10 protein-coding genes are annotated in these 16,556 nt (G+C 43.5%); 9 read left to right on the top strand and 1 reads right to left on the bottom strand.

Annotation, left to right across the window (positions count from 1 at the left end):
- The first annotated feature begins 45 nt into the window (after window positions 1-45).
- From AC1DXF_RS25045 to AC1DXF_RS25005, 9 genes are all read left to right on the top strand, one after another.
- Complete coding sequence (locus tag AC1DXF_RS25045) at window positions 46-657, top strand: RNA polymerase sigma-70 factor (RefSeq protein WP_477451437.1); 612 nt, start codon at window positions 46-48, stop codon at window positions 655-657.
- Window positions 658-735: 78 nt separating this feature from the next.
- Window positions 736-1,761, top strand: a complete 1,026-nt coding sequence (locus AC1DXF_RS25040) for a FecR family protein (protein WP_477451436.1) — start codon at window positions 736-738, stop codon at window positions 1,759-1,761.
- A 264-nt stretch (window positions 1,762-2,025) separates the two neighbouring features.
- On the top strand, window positions 2,026-5,436 hold the full coding sequence (locus AC1DXF_RS25035) for a TonB-dependent receptor (protein ID WP_477451435.1): 3,411 nt from the start codon (window positions 2,026-2,028) through the stop codon (window positions 5,434-5,436).
- 21 nt (window positions 5,437-5,457) lie between these two features.
- Window positions 5,458-7,221 carry a RagB/SusD family nutrient uptake outer membrane protein gene (locus AC1DXF_RS25030; protein WP_477451434.1) on the top strand — a complete coding sequence of 588 codons (1,764 nt, stop codon included), beginning with the start codon at window positions 5,458-5,460 and terminating at the stop codon, window positions 7,219-7,221.
- Between the two features lie 43 nt (window positions 7,222-7,264).
- A complete protein-coding gene (locus AC1DXF_RS25025) occupies window positions 7,265-8,233 on the top strand; it encodes a BT_3987 domain-containing protein (RefSeq protein ID WP_477451433.1) in 969 nt (322 codons plus the stop codon).
- A 133-nt stretch (window positions 8,234-8,366) separates the two neighbouring features.
- Window positions 8,367-9,986 carry a GxGYxYP domain-containing protein gene (locus tag AC1DXF_RS25020; RefSeq protein ID WP_477451432.1) on the top strand — a complete coding sequence of 540 codons (1,620 nt, stop codon included), beginning with the start codon at window positions 8,367-8,369 and terminating at the stop codon, window positions 9,984-9,986.
- Between the two features lie 134 nt (window positions 9,987-10,120).
- The gene (gene lacZ, locus AC1DXF_RS25015) at window positions 10,121-13,306 is read left to right on the top strand and encodes a beta-galactosidase, LacZ type (RefSeq protein ID WP_477451431.1); all 3,186 of its coding nucleotides are present in this window, start codon (window positions 10,121-10,123) and stop codon (window positions 13,304-13,306) included.
- Between the two features lie 41 nt (window positions 13,307-13,347).
- The gene (locus AC1DXF_RS25010; protein ID WP_477451430.1) at window positions 13,348-14,820 is read left to right on the top strand and encodes an alpha-L-fucosidase; all 1,473 of its coding nucleotides are present in this window, start codon (window positions 13,348-13,350) and stop codon (window positions 14,818-14,820) included.
- A gap of 296 nt (window positions 14,821-15,116) precedes the next feature.
- Window positions 15,117-15,782, top strand: coding sequence for a porin family protein (locus AC1DXF_RS25005; RefSeq protein ID WP_477451429.1), 666 nt, complete (start codon window positions 15,117-15,119; stop codon window positions 15,780-15,782).
- A 507-nt stretch (window positions 15,783-16,289) separates the two neighbouring features.
- Here the strand turns inward: AC1DXF_RS25005 and AC1DXF_RS25000 are convergent.
- Window positions 16,290-16,556: hypothetical protein (locus tag AC1DXF_RS25000; RefSeq protein ID WP_477451428.1), on the bottom strand; the 267-nt coding region annotated here is incomplete at its 5' end.

Raw genomic sequence — 16,556 nt, 5'->3', positions numbered from 1 at the left:
TTTGTTTATTTATATTTGAGCACCCATTATTAGTATAATAAACCATTGCTCAATCAAACTGAAAATATTTTCCCGTTGGATAACCCGGGCAAAGCTGATATTCAAAGCCGGCTTACCAGTGGCGATCAGGAAGCTTTTCAGGAATTTTTTGAGGCGAATCATCGTAAAGTCTTCAATTATATATTTCGGGTTGTTAAGTCAAGGGAAGTTAGCGAGGAACTGATGCTTGATATTTTTGTAAAGGTGTGGTCGGCTAAAGAAATGATGGTCGACGTCAAAAATATTGATGCTTTTTTGTACCGGATGGCGTTAAACAAAGCCTTAGACTTTTTAAAAACAGCCGCCCGTGAAAGTAAGCTTAAAACTTTACTGCTAAACCATATTCAATCGCAGGCCGAGACATATGCTGACGAAAGTTATAGCGTTAAAGAATTTGAGAGCCAGCTAAAAGGGTTTATCAATCAATTGCCACCTCAGCAGCAACTCATCCTGAATTTAAGTCGCGAAGAAGGTTTATCGCACCAACAAATAGCCGAGCAGTTATTGATCTCAAAAAATACGGTAAAAAATCACCTGGTTACGGCCTTAAAAACTTTGCGCAGGCATATAAAAGGCATTCATATATTGATTTGCTTATCTATTTTTCATTTTTTATAATTTTTCTACGTTCCAACTAGTCCTATCTCTCTTGTTTGTCGTCAATACAATAAACCGATTAAACAAAGGCAGTTCTATATGTCATCAAATTCGCTTTTCAGGCTTAAATTTCTTTTCAATAAGTATTTAACAAATACTTGTACAGCAGAGGAATTTGAAGAATTGTTTTTGCTAATTAACACCGAGGAAAACAGCAGGCAGGTTGAAACCATTCTTCAATCGTTATGGGAAGACACCGGCCCGGTAAACACCCAGGATCAATCGGGTGATGATTCAAAGCAACTGTTTGCCCGGTTACTTAAGATGGTAGAGGATAAGCCGGATTACCAGCGGCATTTTCAAAAGCCAAACCATTTAAGGCGCTGGGCCGTGGCGGCATCCCTGCTGATGCTGTTAGGGGCCGGATGGTATACATTAAAAAAACGCGCTCCCCAAAATGCACCGCAACTTGCCAGCAATGCAGTTGTTAAAAAGAGAAATACTACCATTTTACTGCCTGATGGAAGTAAGGTAGTACTTAATAAAGACAGCCACTTAAATTATCCCACGAAATTTAACGGTAAAAACAGGGAGGTATACTTAACCGGCGAGGGGTACTTTGATATAGCCCATGATGCGGCCCATCCGTTTCTTGTACACGCACGCAATTTAACTACCAGGGTACTCGGAACAGCTTTTAACATTAAGGCATATCCCGGCGATAAGTTGGTTGAGGTAACTGTTACCCGTGGCAAAGTGCTGGTTTCTGACGATAAGAAAAGCCTGGCCATACTGCTTCCCAATCAGTACATCAGCTACAACGAAAATAATAGTATTTATAAAAAAGATATCACCAACTCAAAGCTGGCAGTATTGTGGAAAGAGGATGACCTGGTGATGGATAACATCAGCATAAAAGACGCTGCAGCCATTTTATCCAAGCGTTATGGGGTAAAGCTAATTATGGCGAATACCAAAATTCAAAATTGCAGGTTTACTGCCTCGTTTTTAAATACCACCGGGCTTGATCAAATGCTTAACGTTTTATGCAGGCTTAATAACATTAAATTTATTACAAGTGATGATGGAAAAGAAATAACACTCCTTGGCGAGGGGTGTAACTGATTAATATAAACCGATTATTTAACCAAACTAAAAATTATGAAAAAAAAGGTACCTATCCCATATAACCCATAGCTATACGCTGATACAAAAAATGCCCCAAGCTACCGACTCTCACATCATCAGCTATAGGGCATAGTGAGTTTTAACCATTTTTTAAACGATTAATAACTAATGCAAGTTATGAAAAAAAACTTTGCGTTTTCTCTCCTGTGCGAAACGAAAGATTATAAAGCGCATCCATTCATAAATCATGTCAGGTATTTTATGAAATTAAGTTTTTTTGTCCTGTTGCTGGTCCTTACATCTTTTCAGCTATTGCTGGCAAATGATGGCCATGGGCAATCAATCAACAGTGTAAAGGTTCATATAGAACTGAAAAATGAAACACTTTTTTCGGCATTAAAAAAAATTGAATCTAAAGTCAATTTTAGGTTTGCTTTTAAAGAGCAGGACATCCGTAACGAAAACGATGTAAACCTTGTGTCCTCTACCAAAAGCCTGGAGGAAATTTTACAAACTATATTAGATAACCGGGGCTTAATTTATAAGCAGATAGGCACCAGTATTATTATTTACAAGCCCGATGTTGTGGCGCCGGTAGCTTTGCCCGAAAATAGTAAACCGGACGAGAAAACATCGCCGGCAAAAATTCCGCTTTCGGGAAAAGTAACCGATAGCAAAGGTGATCCTTTGATAGGCGTAACCATAATGGAAAAGGGAACCACGAATGGAACGGTTAGCGATAAAGATGGTAAGTTTTCTATCAATGTAGAAAATGAAAATTCTATTTTGCTGTTCAGGTATATAGGATATACCGACCTGGAAGTAAAGCCTGGTACAGATCGTTCCCTGGTTGTTACGCTAAAAGAAAGCGAACGCTCATTGAACGAAGTAGTAGTTGTAGGTTACGGTACGCAAAAAAAAGCCAATACCACGGCAGCCATTTCAACCCTGAAGGGACAGGATATAGCCCAAAAACCTGTAGCCAGCTTAAGCAATAGTTTAACAGGCCGTGTTGCCGGCGTTATTATTACCCAGGGCAATGGCGAGCCGGGGCAGGATGGCGCAAGTATTCATATCAGGGGTATTGGTACCACCGGTAATAATTCGCCATTAATTGTGGTTGATGGGGTTTACCGCAGTTTTGAATCGCTTGATCCAAATTCGATAGAATCATTTAGTGTTTTAAAGGATGCCGCGGCGGTTGCGCCTTACGGTTTAGCGGGTGCAAATGGCGTAATACTTATTACCACAAAAAAGGGTAAATCGGGTAAGCCAACACTAACTTATAACAGCTACGTGGGCCTCCAAAATCCAACCAGGATTACTTCCATGGTCAATTCGTACCAGTACGCGCTGATGCAAAATGAGGCCGCGCTGAATGAAAAAAGTGCTACCACGCCTTATTCGCAGGCCGATTTAGCCGGTTATTTAAAAACTGTTAATAAACAAGCTGGTGCCGATATTGATAAGTATCCGAGCAGCAATGGTTTAAAAGATCTTATTTTAAACAACAGGATCTTAACCTCGCATAACCTTCAACTTTCCGGCGGTACCGATAAAGTGCACTATTACGCAGGCCTGGGTTATATTTACCAGCAGGGGCAATGGTCGTCAACAAACCTGAACAGGTACAACCTAATTGCTAAAATTGACGCCCAGGCTACCAATACAACCAATGTTTCGGTAAGCATAAACAGCTATGTAAAAGATTTGAAATACCCGGGTACCTCTGCCGGAAGTATCATGTATCAGGCTTTTCGTACACCGCCAACTTACGCCATTAAGTACTCAAACGGCTTGTATGGTGGTTACCAAAACCGAAGTTTATTGGGCGAAGTGTATGATACAGGTTATGACAAGGAAGAATCCACCCAATCGTATACTACCTTAACCATCGATCAAAAATTGCCGTTAAAGGGTTTAAGCCTTAAAGGATCGGTAAGTTATGACCCTTATTCCGATTATGAGAAAAACTGGCAAACGCCGGCCACTTATTACTCGGTAAACACAAGTACCACGCCTTACGTTTTTTCAAAAGCGCAGGATGGGCAATCGAACCCGCTATTGATCATCCAAAATAATTTTAGCTCGTCTTTAACTTACCAGGGATATCTTAATTACCATAATAAATTTGGTAAAAGCGATATTGCCTTCCAGGGTGTTGCCGAATACAGAACTGTAAACAGCCGCTCACAAAGGGATGAAAGAGATAATTACAACCTGGACATTGACGAGTTGGATGCGGGCAGCGCAATCAGTACCGATGCTAAAAACAGCGGTTCATCGGGTCAGCAAAAACAGGTAGGTTATGTTTACCATGCCACTTACAACTACGATGGAAAATATGTTGCCGAAGCTATAGGCCGTTATGATGGTCATTATTATTTTGCTCCCGGACATCGTTACGGTTTCTTCCCAACCTTTGGTTTATCGTGGAACCTATCCGAAGAAAACTTTATCAAAAACCGCTACAACTGGATCGACTTTTTGAAGTTGCGTGCATCATATGGCCAGTCGGGTAACCTGGCAGGCGGGCCTTTTCAATATTTAAGCGCTTACCAGTTGGGCCAGGGGGCCGTTTTCACTTCATCAGGCACGCCAAAAGCAACACAAGGGGTTTATGAAAGCGGGCAGCCTAACCCCAACATAACCTGGGAGCGGCAAAAACAACTGGATGTAGGTATAGAAGGGTCGTTGTGGCAAGGCAAGCTTACGTTTGATATAGATTACTTCCACCAAAAGCGTAACAATATGCTGGTAACCAGGCAAATTACAGCTCCCTCGGAGTATGGTATCAGCCTGTCGCAGGAAAATTATGGTATTATGAGCAACCAGGGCGTTGATTTAACGCTGGGTACTGCGCAAACATTGGCAAATGGCATGCGTATAGGCGTTAAAGCCATATTAAGTTATGCCAAGAATAAATTGCTGCGGGTTGATGAACTGGCCTCATCCTATAATAATTTAAATACCCGCCAAACGGGCAGGCCTTTAGGTACGCCATTTGGCTATGTAGCGCTCGGTTACTTTACGCCGAATGATTTTAACGCCGATGGATCATTAAAAACAGGCATCCCAACACAACCCTGGGGCGCTGTACATCCTGGCGATATCAGGTATGCCGATTTAAACAACGACGGAAAGATAACTACCAATAACAGCGACCAAAAAGTAATAGGCAATCCTTCAACGCCTGCAATACAATTTAGCCTGGCCCCCAATTTTTCGTGGAAGGGTTTCGATGTCGATCTGCTGTTCCAGGGTGCCACCAAAAGCAGTATACAGGTAGGTGGTACTATAGCTTATCCGTTTGATATTGCATCGTCGGCAACAACACTGCAGTTTAATGATCACTGGACGCCGGCCAATACCAACGCGCTTTATCCCCGTTTAACAAGCGCACCTGTGCCTAATAATCAACAGTACTCATCGTGGTTTATGCGTAACGATACTTACGTGAGGCTTAAAAGCGCCGAGATTGGATATACAATTCCTGTAAAAATACTACAGAAAATTAAGATACAGTCGGTGAGGCTTTATGTAGCAGGGCAAAACTTATGGACCTGGACACCTTATATGAAAGAAGTGATGGACCCCGAAGCACAGTCGACCAATGGGCAGTATTATTTCCAGCAACAGGTAATATCGTTTGGAACTAACATAACATTTTAATTAACGACTAATCATAAAGAAATGAATCATATAAAGAAATTTTATGGCTTAGCCTTCATCGTTATGCTCCTGGCCGTTTTGGCAGGATGTAAAAAAGACCTGCTGAATGTTACTCCTAAAAACCAGTTATCAGATGCTACGGTTTTTGGCACCGAAAGTAATGCGGATATATTTTTAAATAACGTTTATACCGATTTACCGCATTTGAATAATGAAACCGAACTGCTTGATCAGTTTAGCGATAACTCATACGTAGGCGCCGAGTGGTTTGATGCCCGGCAGATGATTTACACAGGCGCAATAGCACCCAATAGTATGCCGGTAGGCCCCTGGGGTATGTGGCGATGGGCAAGGGGAACAAACTCCAATAACGATGGTGCAGGTAATTACGAATTTATAAGGGCCTGTAACCTGTTTATCCAAAAAGTTACAGCCTCAAATTTTTCGGCAGATTTTAAAAAGGAAAAACTGGCCGAAGCCCGTTTTTTAAGGGCGTTTTTTTACCAGTACCTGTACATAGCCTACGGCGGTGTGCCAATTATTACTGATGTGCTTAACAATACCACCCAGGGCGATGAAATTTACAGGCCCAGGAACACATCGGCCGAAACGGTTAAATTTATTACAGACGAGCTGACCGCCGCCGCTGCCGATTTACCGCTTACTGCCGATCAGTATGGCCGGGCTACAAAAGGCGCCGCGCTTACCCTAAAAGCATGGGTACAGCTATATGCCGCAAGCCCGCTTCATAATTCGGGCGCCACAGATGCCGTTGGCGATGCCAGCAAGTGGGCACAGGCCGCCGCTACCTACAAGCAGGTAATGGATTTAGGCGTTTATAATTTACTGAACGATTTTGGCGCCATTTGGTTGCCTGCCAGCAATAACAGCTCCGAATCTATTTTCGCGATGCAGATGACCAGCGCGCAAAATGGGGGTGGGAGGCGCGAAGGCCTTTATGGCCCGGTGGTTGTACACGGTGCGGTAGAAACCTGGGGCAATTTTGAACCCACGCAGGAATTGGTAGATGATTTTGCGATGGACAACGGGAAGGCCATAAGCGAGTCTGGTTCTGGCTACAATCCTCAAAAACCGTATGTGAACCGCGAAAAACGCTTTTATCAAAGTATAATTTATGACGGGGCTCCCTGGCAGGGCGATACTATTTATACAAGAGTAGGTATTGGCAGCCCCAACGAGATCGACCTTAACTCAACCCGGGGAGATATTACAAACACAGGCTACTACGCCCGTAAAACGCTCGACGAAAGTATAAAAGGCAACGATAACCTGAATTGCAGCTGCGGGTTACAGAATTATATGTTTTTCCGCTATGCCGAAGTACTGCTTGGCTATGCCGAAGCACAAAATGAAGCCGTTGGCCCGGATGCATCGGTATTGGATGCTGTTAACAAAGTACGTACCCGTGGTGGCAACCTGCCAACTGTACAGGCCACTTATGGCGGTGTAAGCCAGCAGCAAATGAGACAGATCATCCATCGCGAACGCAGGGTTGAATTTGCTTTTGAAGATAAGCGCTGGTGGGATGTATTACGCTGGAAAATAGCTTCTAAAGTTTTAAACGGACCTACGCATGGTATGCTGATCACCAAGAAAAACGGTGTTTGGAATTATGACCCTACAGCAGTGGTGGTTAATAAACAGTGGAACGATAAAATGTACTTTATGCCGGTGCCACAGGTTGCTATTGATAAAAACCCGAAGATGAAGGCCCAGAATGGCGGCCCCGATAATTGGGTTAGCGGGCAAAATCCGGGTTATTAAAAATATCGACACTAAAAATTAAACAATCTTTAAAACGTGGATTATGAAAAAATTAATCAACTACTATATATATACCGGGCTGTTTGTGGGGCTGCTTGTTGCAGGTTGTAAAAAAGATAAAACAACCTCAACCACGGTGTACATGCCTACTGGTAAGGCAATAGTTAACCAAACATTTGATATAGCCGATACCATTATGTATTCGGCAAGCCTGGTTGGGGCCGATTATCCAACGGTTACAACCTCGGCAGCCAACAGCATTAATGTAACTTTTAAGGCCGATCCATCATTAATAGCTGCATTTAATACGGCCAACCATACCAATTACAGCGCTTTGCCAACCGGTAATTTCAGCTATGAAACTACCGCAACCATCGCCAAAGGGCAATCATCAACGCCACAATTAAAGCTTATTATTAAAAACGGCGATAAATTAAGCGCCTTTTCGAGCTTTCTTTTGCCCATCCGTATCGACCAGGCAAGCGGCGGTAGTATTAATGATGTGCAAAAAGTAACTTATTTTGTGGTTACCCGGTCGCCATCATTGGCAAACTTAACACCCTTCGATAGGTCAAAATGGAAGATAGCCGGCTTTTCGACCCAGGAACCTGCCGAAGGCGGCGGAAACGGGCTGGGTATAGACGCTATTGATGATAATATGGATTCTTTCTGGCAATCCAAATGGTCGGGCGGTGAACCGGGGCCTCCGCATTATATCACTATAGATATGGGCGAGACAAAAGAAATTCACGCTATTTCGGTAGTCGATAGGGATTTCAGCGGCGATTGGGCTACGTACGGTCACGGTCAGCCCAAAGCTATGACGGTTTCAATAAGTACAGACGGCAGCAATTGGACGGATAACGGAACATTTCAGGTTCCGATTGTTGAACCGCAGGCCGAGATCCGGTTTTTCCTGCCCCAGTTCCTGTCGGTACGTTATTTCAGGATAACGGTTACGGATGTATGGGCCACCAACAGTACCAACATAGCCGAAATTTACGCCTTATAACAATGAACCCGGCAACATGCACCGGCCCGTTTAAACGGGCTGGTGCTGGCCGTGGTTTGTTTGCAAATGCTCAAGTGTCTAAACAAAAAAGCATCAACCAATCCTTGATGCCTCACACCTATAAAACATACCGATGAAAATAAAAAACGCTATTCCGTTTGCAATAATCATAGCGACGGTATTTATTCAATCGTGTGGTAAAAGTAACGATAAAGCCACAACCCCGCCGGTGACACCGCCCATATTGGCCGGCTATGGAAGTGATACCTTAAAAAGCGGGCAATCAATTAAAACAGGCATCTTTCATCAAAAGGGAACAAAACTGCAATCGCTGGATATTATTTCTGGTGGCAGTCTCTCGGCCGAACAAAAAGTTTTGGTGGCTACTTTGCAGGGACTGGTAGCCAAAACATCGTCAGAGCAGATCTATATTGACGAAGGCGGCCCGTCAACCGACTGGACGTCTTATTTGAAAAGTAAGTACAGCATTACGCTAAACAATTACACATCGTGGACAGCCCTGCTAAGTCATTTTAAGAAAAAGGTTGCCGGTTACGTCCTTTATAACAGGGCAAGCAATGCGCGGTCGCTTACTGCTGCAAATTCTTTATGCGGGCCTATGAACGCAATTGCCGTAGATGCGTCGCTTGAGCCGGATGTGCGCTCTTTGGGCATTACCAGGATTAAGGCAGATGTACAAACCCACGACGAAAAATGGGTTTACACCAACTATCAAACCTTGTTTAACAAGCAGTTGGCTGCCGAACAAAATCCGACGATAAACCACCACCTGCGAGATTATATTACCCTTGGCAATGCTTTTACTTTTTATGATGGCAATACATCATGGCGAAACCAGGTGTTAAGCGCGCTTAGCAATGAAGCATTTTGCATGGGGTACGGCCAGGACGAATTTACGATGGTTAGCAATGCGGCCAAACAAGGTGTGCCTATGCTACCCTCTGATCTGGCTGCAAATTTGGCCCCCTTAAGCAGTATTTATGATACCTCAGGATTAAAGCAAAAAACCTTTATCACGCCCCTGACCGAAGAAAACGTTCATTACGTTACTTTTTTGGTGAGTGATGGCGATAATCTTTCGGTAGATACCTGGACATTGAATAATTACTTCAAAAATTCAGTTAGAGGTACTTTTAATATGGGTTACACCATCAGCCCATCGCTGGCCGATCTGGCGCCGTCGGTACTAAGCTGGTTTTATGCCAACGCCGCTAACGGAGCGGGTAAGGATTTTTTTGTTGCCGGCCCAAGTGGCAGCGGCTATACTTATCCCAGCCAGATGCCAGCTGCCCGGCTGGACAGCTATTTAACCCGGTTGAATACATTCATGGGGGCTTCGGGCTTAAACATCTGTAATATATTAGATCAGAATTTAAGCAGCCATATGGATGTTTGGAACAAATATCTGGCACAGCCTAATATAGACGCGCTTATTTATACCGGCTATGGCGAAGCGCCAACGGGTACCATTCTTTTTTCGGCAAATCATAAACCGATTATAGCCCAGCGCGATAACCTTTGGCAGGGCCTGGAAGAAGAATCCACGGTGATCAGCAATATCAATTCGCGCCCGGCCAATCCGCATAGCGCCGATGGCTATTCGCTTGTTTTTGTGCACATCTGGACAAAAGACCTATCGAACATAAAAACTGTAATACAAGGACTAAACCCAAATGTAAGGGTAGTTACACCTGATGCATTTGTGAAACTGGTTAAAGCAAATCTTAAATAACAGGACTGATGGCGAAATCAACATTTATTTTCAAATCAATTGCGAATTACACGCTATAACAGTGTCCTGATATCAAAGAAATAGCAAGGTGGGCTTTAATAGCCATTCAACTAATTATCAATATTTTATTTCTAATGGATTTTAAAAAATTACTAACGTTTTGTTTCGTGTTAACCGGTTTAAACCTGGCTTATAGCCAAACCCCCGATTGGGAGAATGAGCAGGTATTTGGCATTAACAAGGAGGCTACCCATGTAACCTATATACCCTATGCCAGTACCGAACAAGCTTTAAAAGACGTTGCCGAAGCATCGCCGTATTATTTTACCCTGGATGGGCAATGGAAATTCAACTGGGTAAAGCAACCTTCGGAAAGGCCGGTCAACTTTTATCAGCAGGAATTTGACGATGCCGCCTGGAAAACCATACCGGTACCTTGCAATATGGAAATGCAGGGCTACGGAACGTCAATTTATACCAATATTACCTATCCCTTTAAAACAAACCCGCCAAAAGTAATGAACCCTGCGCCGGCGGATTGGACAGTAAGCAGGGAGCCAAACCCGGTAGGTTCATACCGGCGCGTTTTTGATATACCGGGTAACTGGGATGGCAAACAGGTATTTGTGCATTTTAATGGTGTGCAAAGCGCCTTTTACATCTGGGTTAACGGGCAAAAAGTAGGCTATAGCCAAAACAGCATGAGCCCTGCCGAATTTGATATCACCAAATTTGTAAAACCAGGCAAAAATCTGATCGCAGTTGAGGTGTATAAGTATAGCGATGGCAGCTACCTCGAAGATCAGGATATGTTCCGCTTTAGCGGCATTTTCAGGAGTGTATTTGTATACGCCACGCCAAAACTGCACCTGCGCGATTACTTTATGCAATCGGATTTATCGAACGATTTCACGTCGGCGAAGTTCTCTGTAAAGGCAGCCTTCCGCAATTATGGAAAAAACGCGGCAGGAGGCACCCTGAACGTGGCTGTTTACCAGCCCGATGGCACATTGTTAAACAGTAAGGTATTTATTACACAGGACATAGCGTTAATTAGTGGTAAGTCAGAAAAAAGCTACCAACTGGAAGGTAATATCAGTCATCCGTTATTGTGGTCGGCTGAGGAACCAAACCTGTATAAAGTAGTATTTACGCTGAATGATAAAAAAGGCGCCGTACTGGAAGTACTGGCATCTGAATTTGGTTTCCGTAAAGTGGAAATAAAAGATAGCCGCCTGTTTGTAAATGGTAAAGCCATATTGCTTAAAGGCGTAAACCGCCATGAGGTACACCCTAAATATGGTAAAACCATGCCAATGGCTACCATGATCCGCGATATTGAACTCATGAAGCAATATAATATTAACACAGTACGTACCTGCCATTACCCCAACGACCCCGCCTGGTACAAGCTGTGCGATGAATATGGCTTATATGTGATTGATGAAGCCAACCTGGAAACTCATGGTATGGAAGATAAGCTGACTAAAGATCCCAAATGGAAACCGGCTTATGTTGACCGGGAAGTGCGCCTTGTGGAACGGGATAAAAATCATCCGTCAGTAATTATCTGGTCGATGGGAAATGAATCATGGGGAGGAGAAAACTTTGTGGCAGGTAAAGCGGCCATCCTGAACCTTGATCAATCGCGTTGCATTCACTACGAAGGACAGAATGATGTGGCTGATATTGAGTCGAGCATGTACCCTTCGATAGCTGATTTGACCAAAGAAGGGGAGAAGCAATCGGCGAAACCATTTTTTATGTGCGAATACGCGCATGCGATGGGTAATGCCATCGGCGATTTGAAAGAATACTGGGACGCCATAGAATCGCACAAGCGATTAATAGGTGGCTGCATTTGGGAATGGGTAGACCAGGGTGTGAACAAAGCCATCCCCGGCGACACAACCGGCAAAACTTTTTTTGCCTATGGCGGCGATTTTGGCGATAAACCCAATGACGGTACATTCAGTATTAAAGGGCTAATAACATCCGACAGGCAGATAAAGCCCGAAATTGAAGAGGTAAAAAAAGTGTATCAATACGTAGCTATTAAAGCCGAAGACCTGCTGCAGGGTAAGGTAAGTATCACCAATAAATACGCCTTTATCAATCTCAACAAGTTCGATCTTACCTGGGCTTTGGCTGCCGATGGCAAAGTTATTCAAACAGGTACCTTACAAGCTTTAAACCTTCCGGGCGGGGAAACGGCCGTTATCAATATCCCATACCAAAAACCGGTGCTGCTTGCAGGCGCGCAATATTGGCTGACGGTATCTTTTAAGCTTCGCGAAGATAATTTATGGGCCAAACAGGGGCATGTGGTAGCCTGGCAGCAAATGGCCGTGCCTTTTGAGCAAACAGCAACGCCGGTAATAAACGCGGCTACGCTTCCGGGGCTGAAAGTAACAGATGGTGCTCAAAAATTAAATATCACAGGCAAGGCGTTTACATTGGCATTTGATAAACAATCGGGGACTATTTCATCCCTGGCTTATGCAGGTAAAATCATTATCGGTAACGCTCAAAACGGCCCAATGTTTAACCTTTATCGTGCCCGGATGGATAATGATCGTACGCAGGAACGAGGTCCTTACATTGAATGGACGAAGGCCGGCTACGATAGTTTACAATACCAGCTGAAAAGTTTTGAAGTAAATAAAGCGAATAGTAAATATGTGCAGGTTACCACCGTTACCGATGCCGCAACACGTTCGGGGTTTAAGATAACTACCACCATTGTTTATAAGGTGTATGGCAATGGGTTTATCAATGTGGATGCACAGTTCAGCCCCGGCAAAAACGACCTGGATATACCACGCCTGGGCCTGCGGCTATTTTTAAATGAAGGACTGGAACATGTAGAATGGTATGGCCGCGGACCGCATGAAAATTATTCAGACCGCAGGGAGTCGGCTGATTTTGGGCAATACCAAAAAACCGTAAACGAAATGCTGGAACCGTACGAACGGCCGCAGGGAATGGGTAACCGCGAAGATGCGCGCTGGTTAAAAGTTACGGATATTGAAAATACAGGCGTGATGATAGTTGCAAATGGTAAGCTAAACTTTACTGCACTGCACTACACCGACCAGGATTTAGCAAAGGCCGATCACCTGTATCAACTAAAACCGCGTAAAGAAACCGTTTTAAGCCTTGATTATAAACAACTGGGCATAGGTAATGCCAGCTGCGGGCCTATATCGCTGCCTCAATATTATATTCCGGCCAGCCCGGCAGGTATTTCTTTTAGTATCAGGCCGTATGCAACTATGGATGGTGCCGCAGATGAATATGCCAGGTATATGGTAAAGTGATAATCCGAAACAAAGTATTCAATTCTTAACTATCAACCCATATGGATTTTAAACAAATTATTAAACTGATAAAAACACAGCTCAGCTTAATTGCTATAGCTTGGGTTTTAATGCCATTTGCAGTTAACGCGCAAACGGCCCCCACGCCTGTTGGACCAGTACCCAACGCCAGGCAAATTGAATGGTATCATCGCGAAATAATAGCTTTCTTTCATTTCGGGATGAATACTTTTGCCAATGTTAATGAAGGTGATGGCACAGCAAGCCCTCAATTATTTAATCCTACGGCATTGGATTGTAATCAGTGGGCAGGGGTACTTAAAAGCGCAGGAATTACAACGGCTATTTTTGTGGCCAAACATGCCGATGGTTTTTGTAACTGGCCAACCGCGCATACCAACTATTCGGTAAAAAACAGCCCATGGAAAAATGGTAAAGGCGACGTTGTAAAAGAATTTACCGATGCCTGCAAGACAGCCGGGATAAAAGCAGCCATTTACCTGGGGCCGCATGACAGGCACGACTCCCGGTACGGAACACCCGATTACAGCGATTATTATGCGGGCCAGTTATCTGAGCTGTTAAGAAACTACGGCCCCATATGGGAAATATGGTGGGATGGTGCCGGTGCTGATCAGATTACCACGGCGTTTTACGATCGCTGGGCAGATACTGTGCGTAAATTACAGCCCAATTGTGTTGTTTTCGGAACAAAGAACTCGTACAAGTATGCCGATTGCCGTTGGATGGGCAATGAATCGGGAATATCCGGCGATCCCTGCTGGTCAACCATCAACCCGGTTTCTATACGCGAGGAAGCCGCGCACATTACACAATTAAACCACGGCGAGCTTGACGGCACGGCCTATGTGCCTGCCGAAGTGGATGTATCCATCCGCCCAAGCTGGTTTTATCACCAGGAAGAAGATGCCCATGTCAAAACTGTTGCTGGTTTGTGGGATCTTTATTTCAGTTCCGTAGGTCATAATAGTGTGTTGTTATTAAATTTTCCACCCGATAAACGGGGGCTGGTTTCTTCTATTGATTCTGTAAGAGCCGCTGGTTTACACGGCTTGATCAATAGTACGTTTAAAAAAAATCTTGCTGCTGGTGCCGCCATCACATCACTTCATCCCCGGGGTGGAAAATATAAACCGGCTAATATGGTAGATAACAGCGACAGTACCTACTATGCAACAAGCGACAATGCAACTACCGATACCATAACCTTTAACCTTGGCAAAAAGAAAACATTTGATGTATTAATGTTGCAGGAGGTTATTGAATTGGGCCATCGCACAACCGGCTGGTCTGTAGATTATTCGTCTAATGGAAAAGATTGGACTCCTATTCCTGAAGCAACCGGCAAACAGGCTGTAGGTTATAAATGGCTGATTAAATTTAAGCCGGTAACGGCATCAAGAATTAGGCTGCGGGTTACATCGGGTAAAGCTTGTTTAGCCATTCATACTTTTGGTGTTTTTAAACAGCCTTCGTTAAATTATCAACTTTAGGTTTTAAGTTCTTGATGTAGATTGGTCGGCTGTTTCAAAATAAGGCGGCAATGTGCTTTAAATCTGTACTGCAATCCACTCAAAAGGGACGAACTCGTTAAAAAACGCTCGTCCCTTTTTTATTGCACGTGCCTTCCGCTATGTTATAACTGCTGCGTTGTCCTACTCCTTGTCCTGCCAAAAAATATAACAGCGCTTTTAACTGAACCTATTATATCCCGCCTCCGGCTCAACTTTGCCCGCTTCGTCCACATTTTGCTGTAATGCCGCCCCTTTACTGCTCACCTTTGATCTAAATGAAGCAGCCAGCCAGCAGGCGGCGCTCAAAAAAAGTCAAAACAAAGGAACAATTTATGAAAAAGCTATTATCAATGTTAGTCATTTTGGTTGCGATATCAACCAAAGGGTTCAGTCAAACAACTCCCGAGAATCAGAGTTTCGGTCAAAAACTAATGAAGAAATTAGAATTCGGTATCACCGCCGGAGGGAACTATAGTAATTTTACCGGCGCCACTTTTGCCACAGACCCACTCCCTGGCTTCCACGCCGGATTTATTGTAGCCTATAAGTTTACTGACAACTTTATGGTACAGGAAGAGTTTTTATACTCCCTGCAAGGCGCCAAGGTTAAGGCCGGAATACTGGGTACGCAGGATATAAAACTTTCGTATGCTTCTGTTCCAATTCTTTTCAAATACCGTACCGATGGTGGTTTTTTTGTTGAAGCAGGCCCGCAGGCAAGTTTTAAAGTAAAAGAAGATCTTGGCGGTATAACCGACTCGAAATTTGCTAAAAAGATTGATTTTGGTATGGCTGGTGGCCTTGGCTATCAATCTAAAATTGGTTTGGGCATTGGTGCAAGGTATGTTTATGGTATGCAAAAGGTACAGGAAACACCTTCTCCAATCTTAGGCGACTTCAAGAATAACAGTATCCAGGCCAGTGTTTTCTACGTTTTTTAACAGAATCTACCTTAAAATCAATATATGTAATAATGAATGTCCCGGTTGCAGAGCGCATCGGGGCTTTTTTTGTTATTCCAAAATCCTGGCAAAGATTTAGTCGCCCGAAGTAAAACGAATTTCTAACGGCCAACGATAATGGAGCGTGTGCCTGAATTAAGGTAGTCCGCTGCATTTTCCCCATTAATCCGCTAATAATAGCTATCCGTTTTATTTTTTTCGTCTGATAATTAGCACCTTACTTATTTAGGTTAAGCAAATATTAAAAACAGTTTGCAAGATTGTTAAAAGCGTGTACCTTTGCAGCCCGCAAATAAGGAAGCGGGATTGTTCTTAGAAAGGTTACTGAAGGGTTTTTTGAAGCAGGAATAGGGGAGAGAGAAGAAAAAACAAGGGTTCAAAAAAACTTCAGATAAATTTTCGGAAAGCCAGAAAGTTTACTACTTTTGCACCCCGCCACGGAGGGAGAAAAGAGAAAGAGTAGGCGGCCAAAACGGAAGAGATTCTTTAGAAATCGAGAGATAAAAAAAAGAAAAAATAAGTTTTGGAAAAGTAAAAAGGTTTTCTACCTTTGCAGACCCAAACGGAGGGTTGCTTTAAGGAGCAAAAGAAGTAAGAAGCTAAAGCGATTTTAGCGGATAAAAATGAAAAGTTAGGTGGATGCAAATCCAACAAAACATATAGCGGATTCGGATGATGAAGCGAGAAAGTTCTTTTAAGAAATAGAAAATCATGTAGAGTAACACGGGAGCAGAAAGCGGAAGGCGTAAAGCC

This window comes from Mucilaginibacter sp. P2_A5 (assembly GCF_056404995.1).
Note: the sequence above shows the minus strand (reverse complement) of the source record. Positions and strands in the feature narration are given on the sequence as shown.

What these genes read in the sequence shown, in the direction of transcription:
- AC1DXF_RS25030 (WP_477451434.1), top strand. Translation starts at nt 5,458, where the DNA reads ATGAATCATATAAAGAAATTTTATGGCTTAGCCTTCATCGTTATGCTC.
- AC1DXF_RS25040 (WP_477451436.1), top strand. Translation starts at nt 736, where the DNA reads ATGTCATCAAATTCGCTTTTCAGGCTTAAATTTCTTTTCAATAAGTAT.
- AC1DXF_RS25035 (WP_477451435.1), top strand. Translation starts at nt 2,026, where the DNA reads ATGAAATTAAGTTTTTTTGTCCTGTTGCTGGTCCTTACATCTTTTCAG.
- AC1DXF_RS25010 (WP_477451430.1), top strand. Translation starts at nt 13,348, where the DNA reads ATGGATTTTAAACAAATTATTAAACTGATAAAAACACAGCTCAGCTTA.
- lacZ (WP_477451431.1), top strand. Translation starts at nt 10,121, where the DNA reads ATGGATTTTAAAAAATTACTAACGTTTTGTTTCGTGTTAACCGGTTTA.
- AC1DXF_RS25005 (WP_477451429.1), top strand. Translation starts at nt 15,117, where the DNA reads ATGAAGCAGCCAGCCAGCAGGCGGCGCTCAAAAAAAGTCAAAACAAAG.
- AC1DXF_RS25020 (WP_477451432.1), top strand. Translation starts at nt 8,367, where the DNA reads ATGAAAATAAAAAACGCTATTCCGTTTGCAATAATCATAGCGACGGTA.
- AC1DXF_RS25025 (WP_477451433.1), top strand. Translation starts at nt 7,265, where the DNA reads ATGAAAAAATTAATCAACTACTATATATATACCGGGCTGTTTGTGGGG.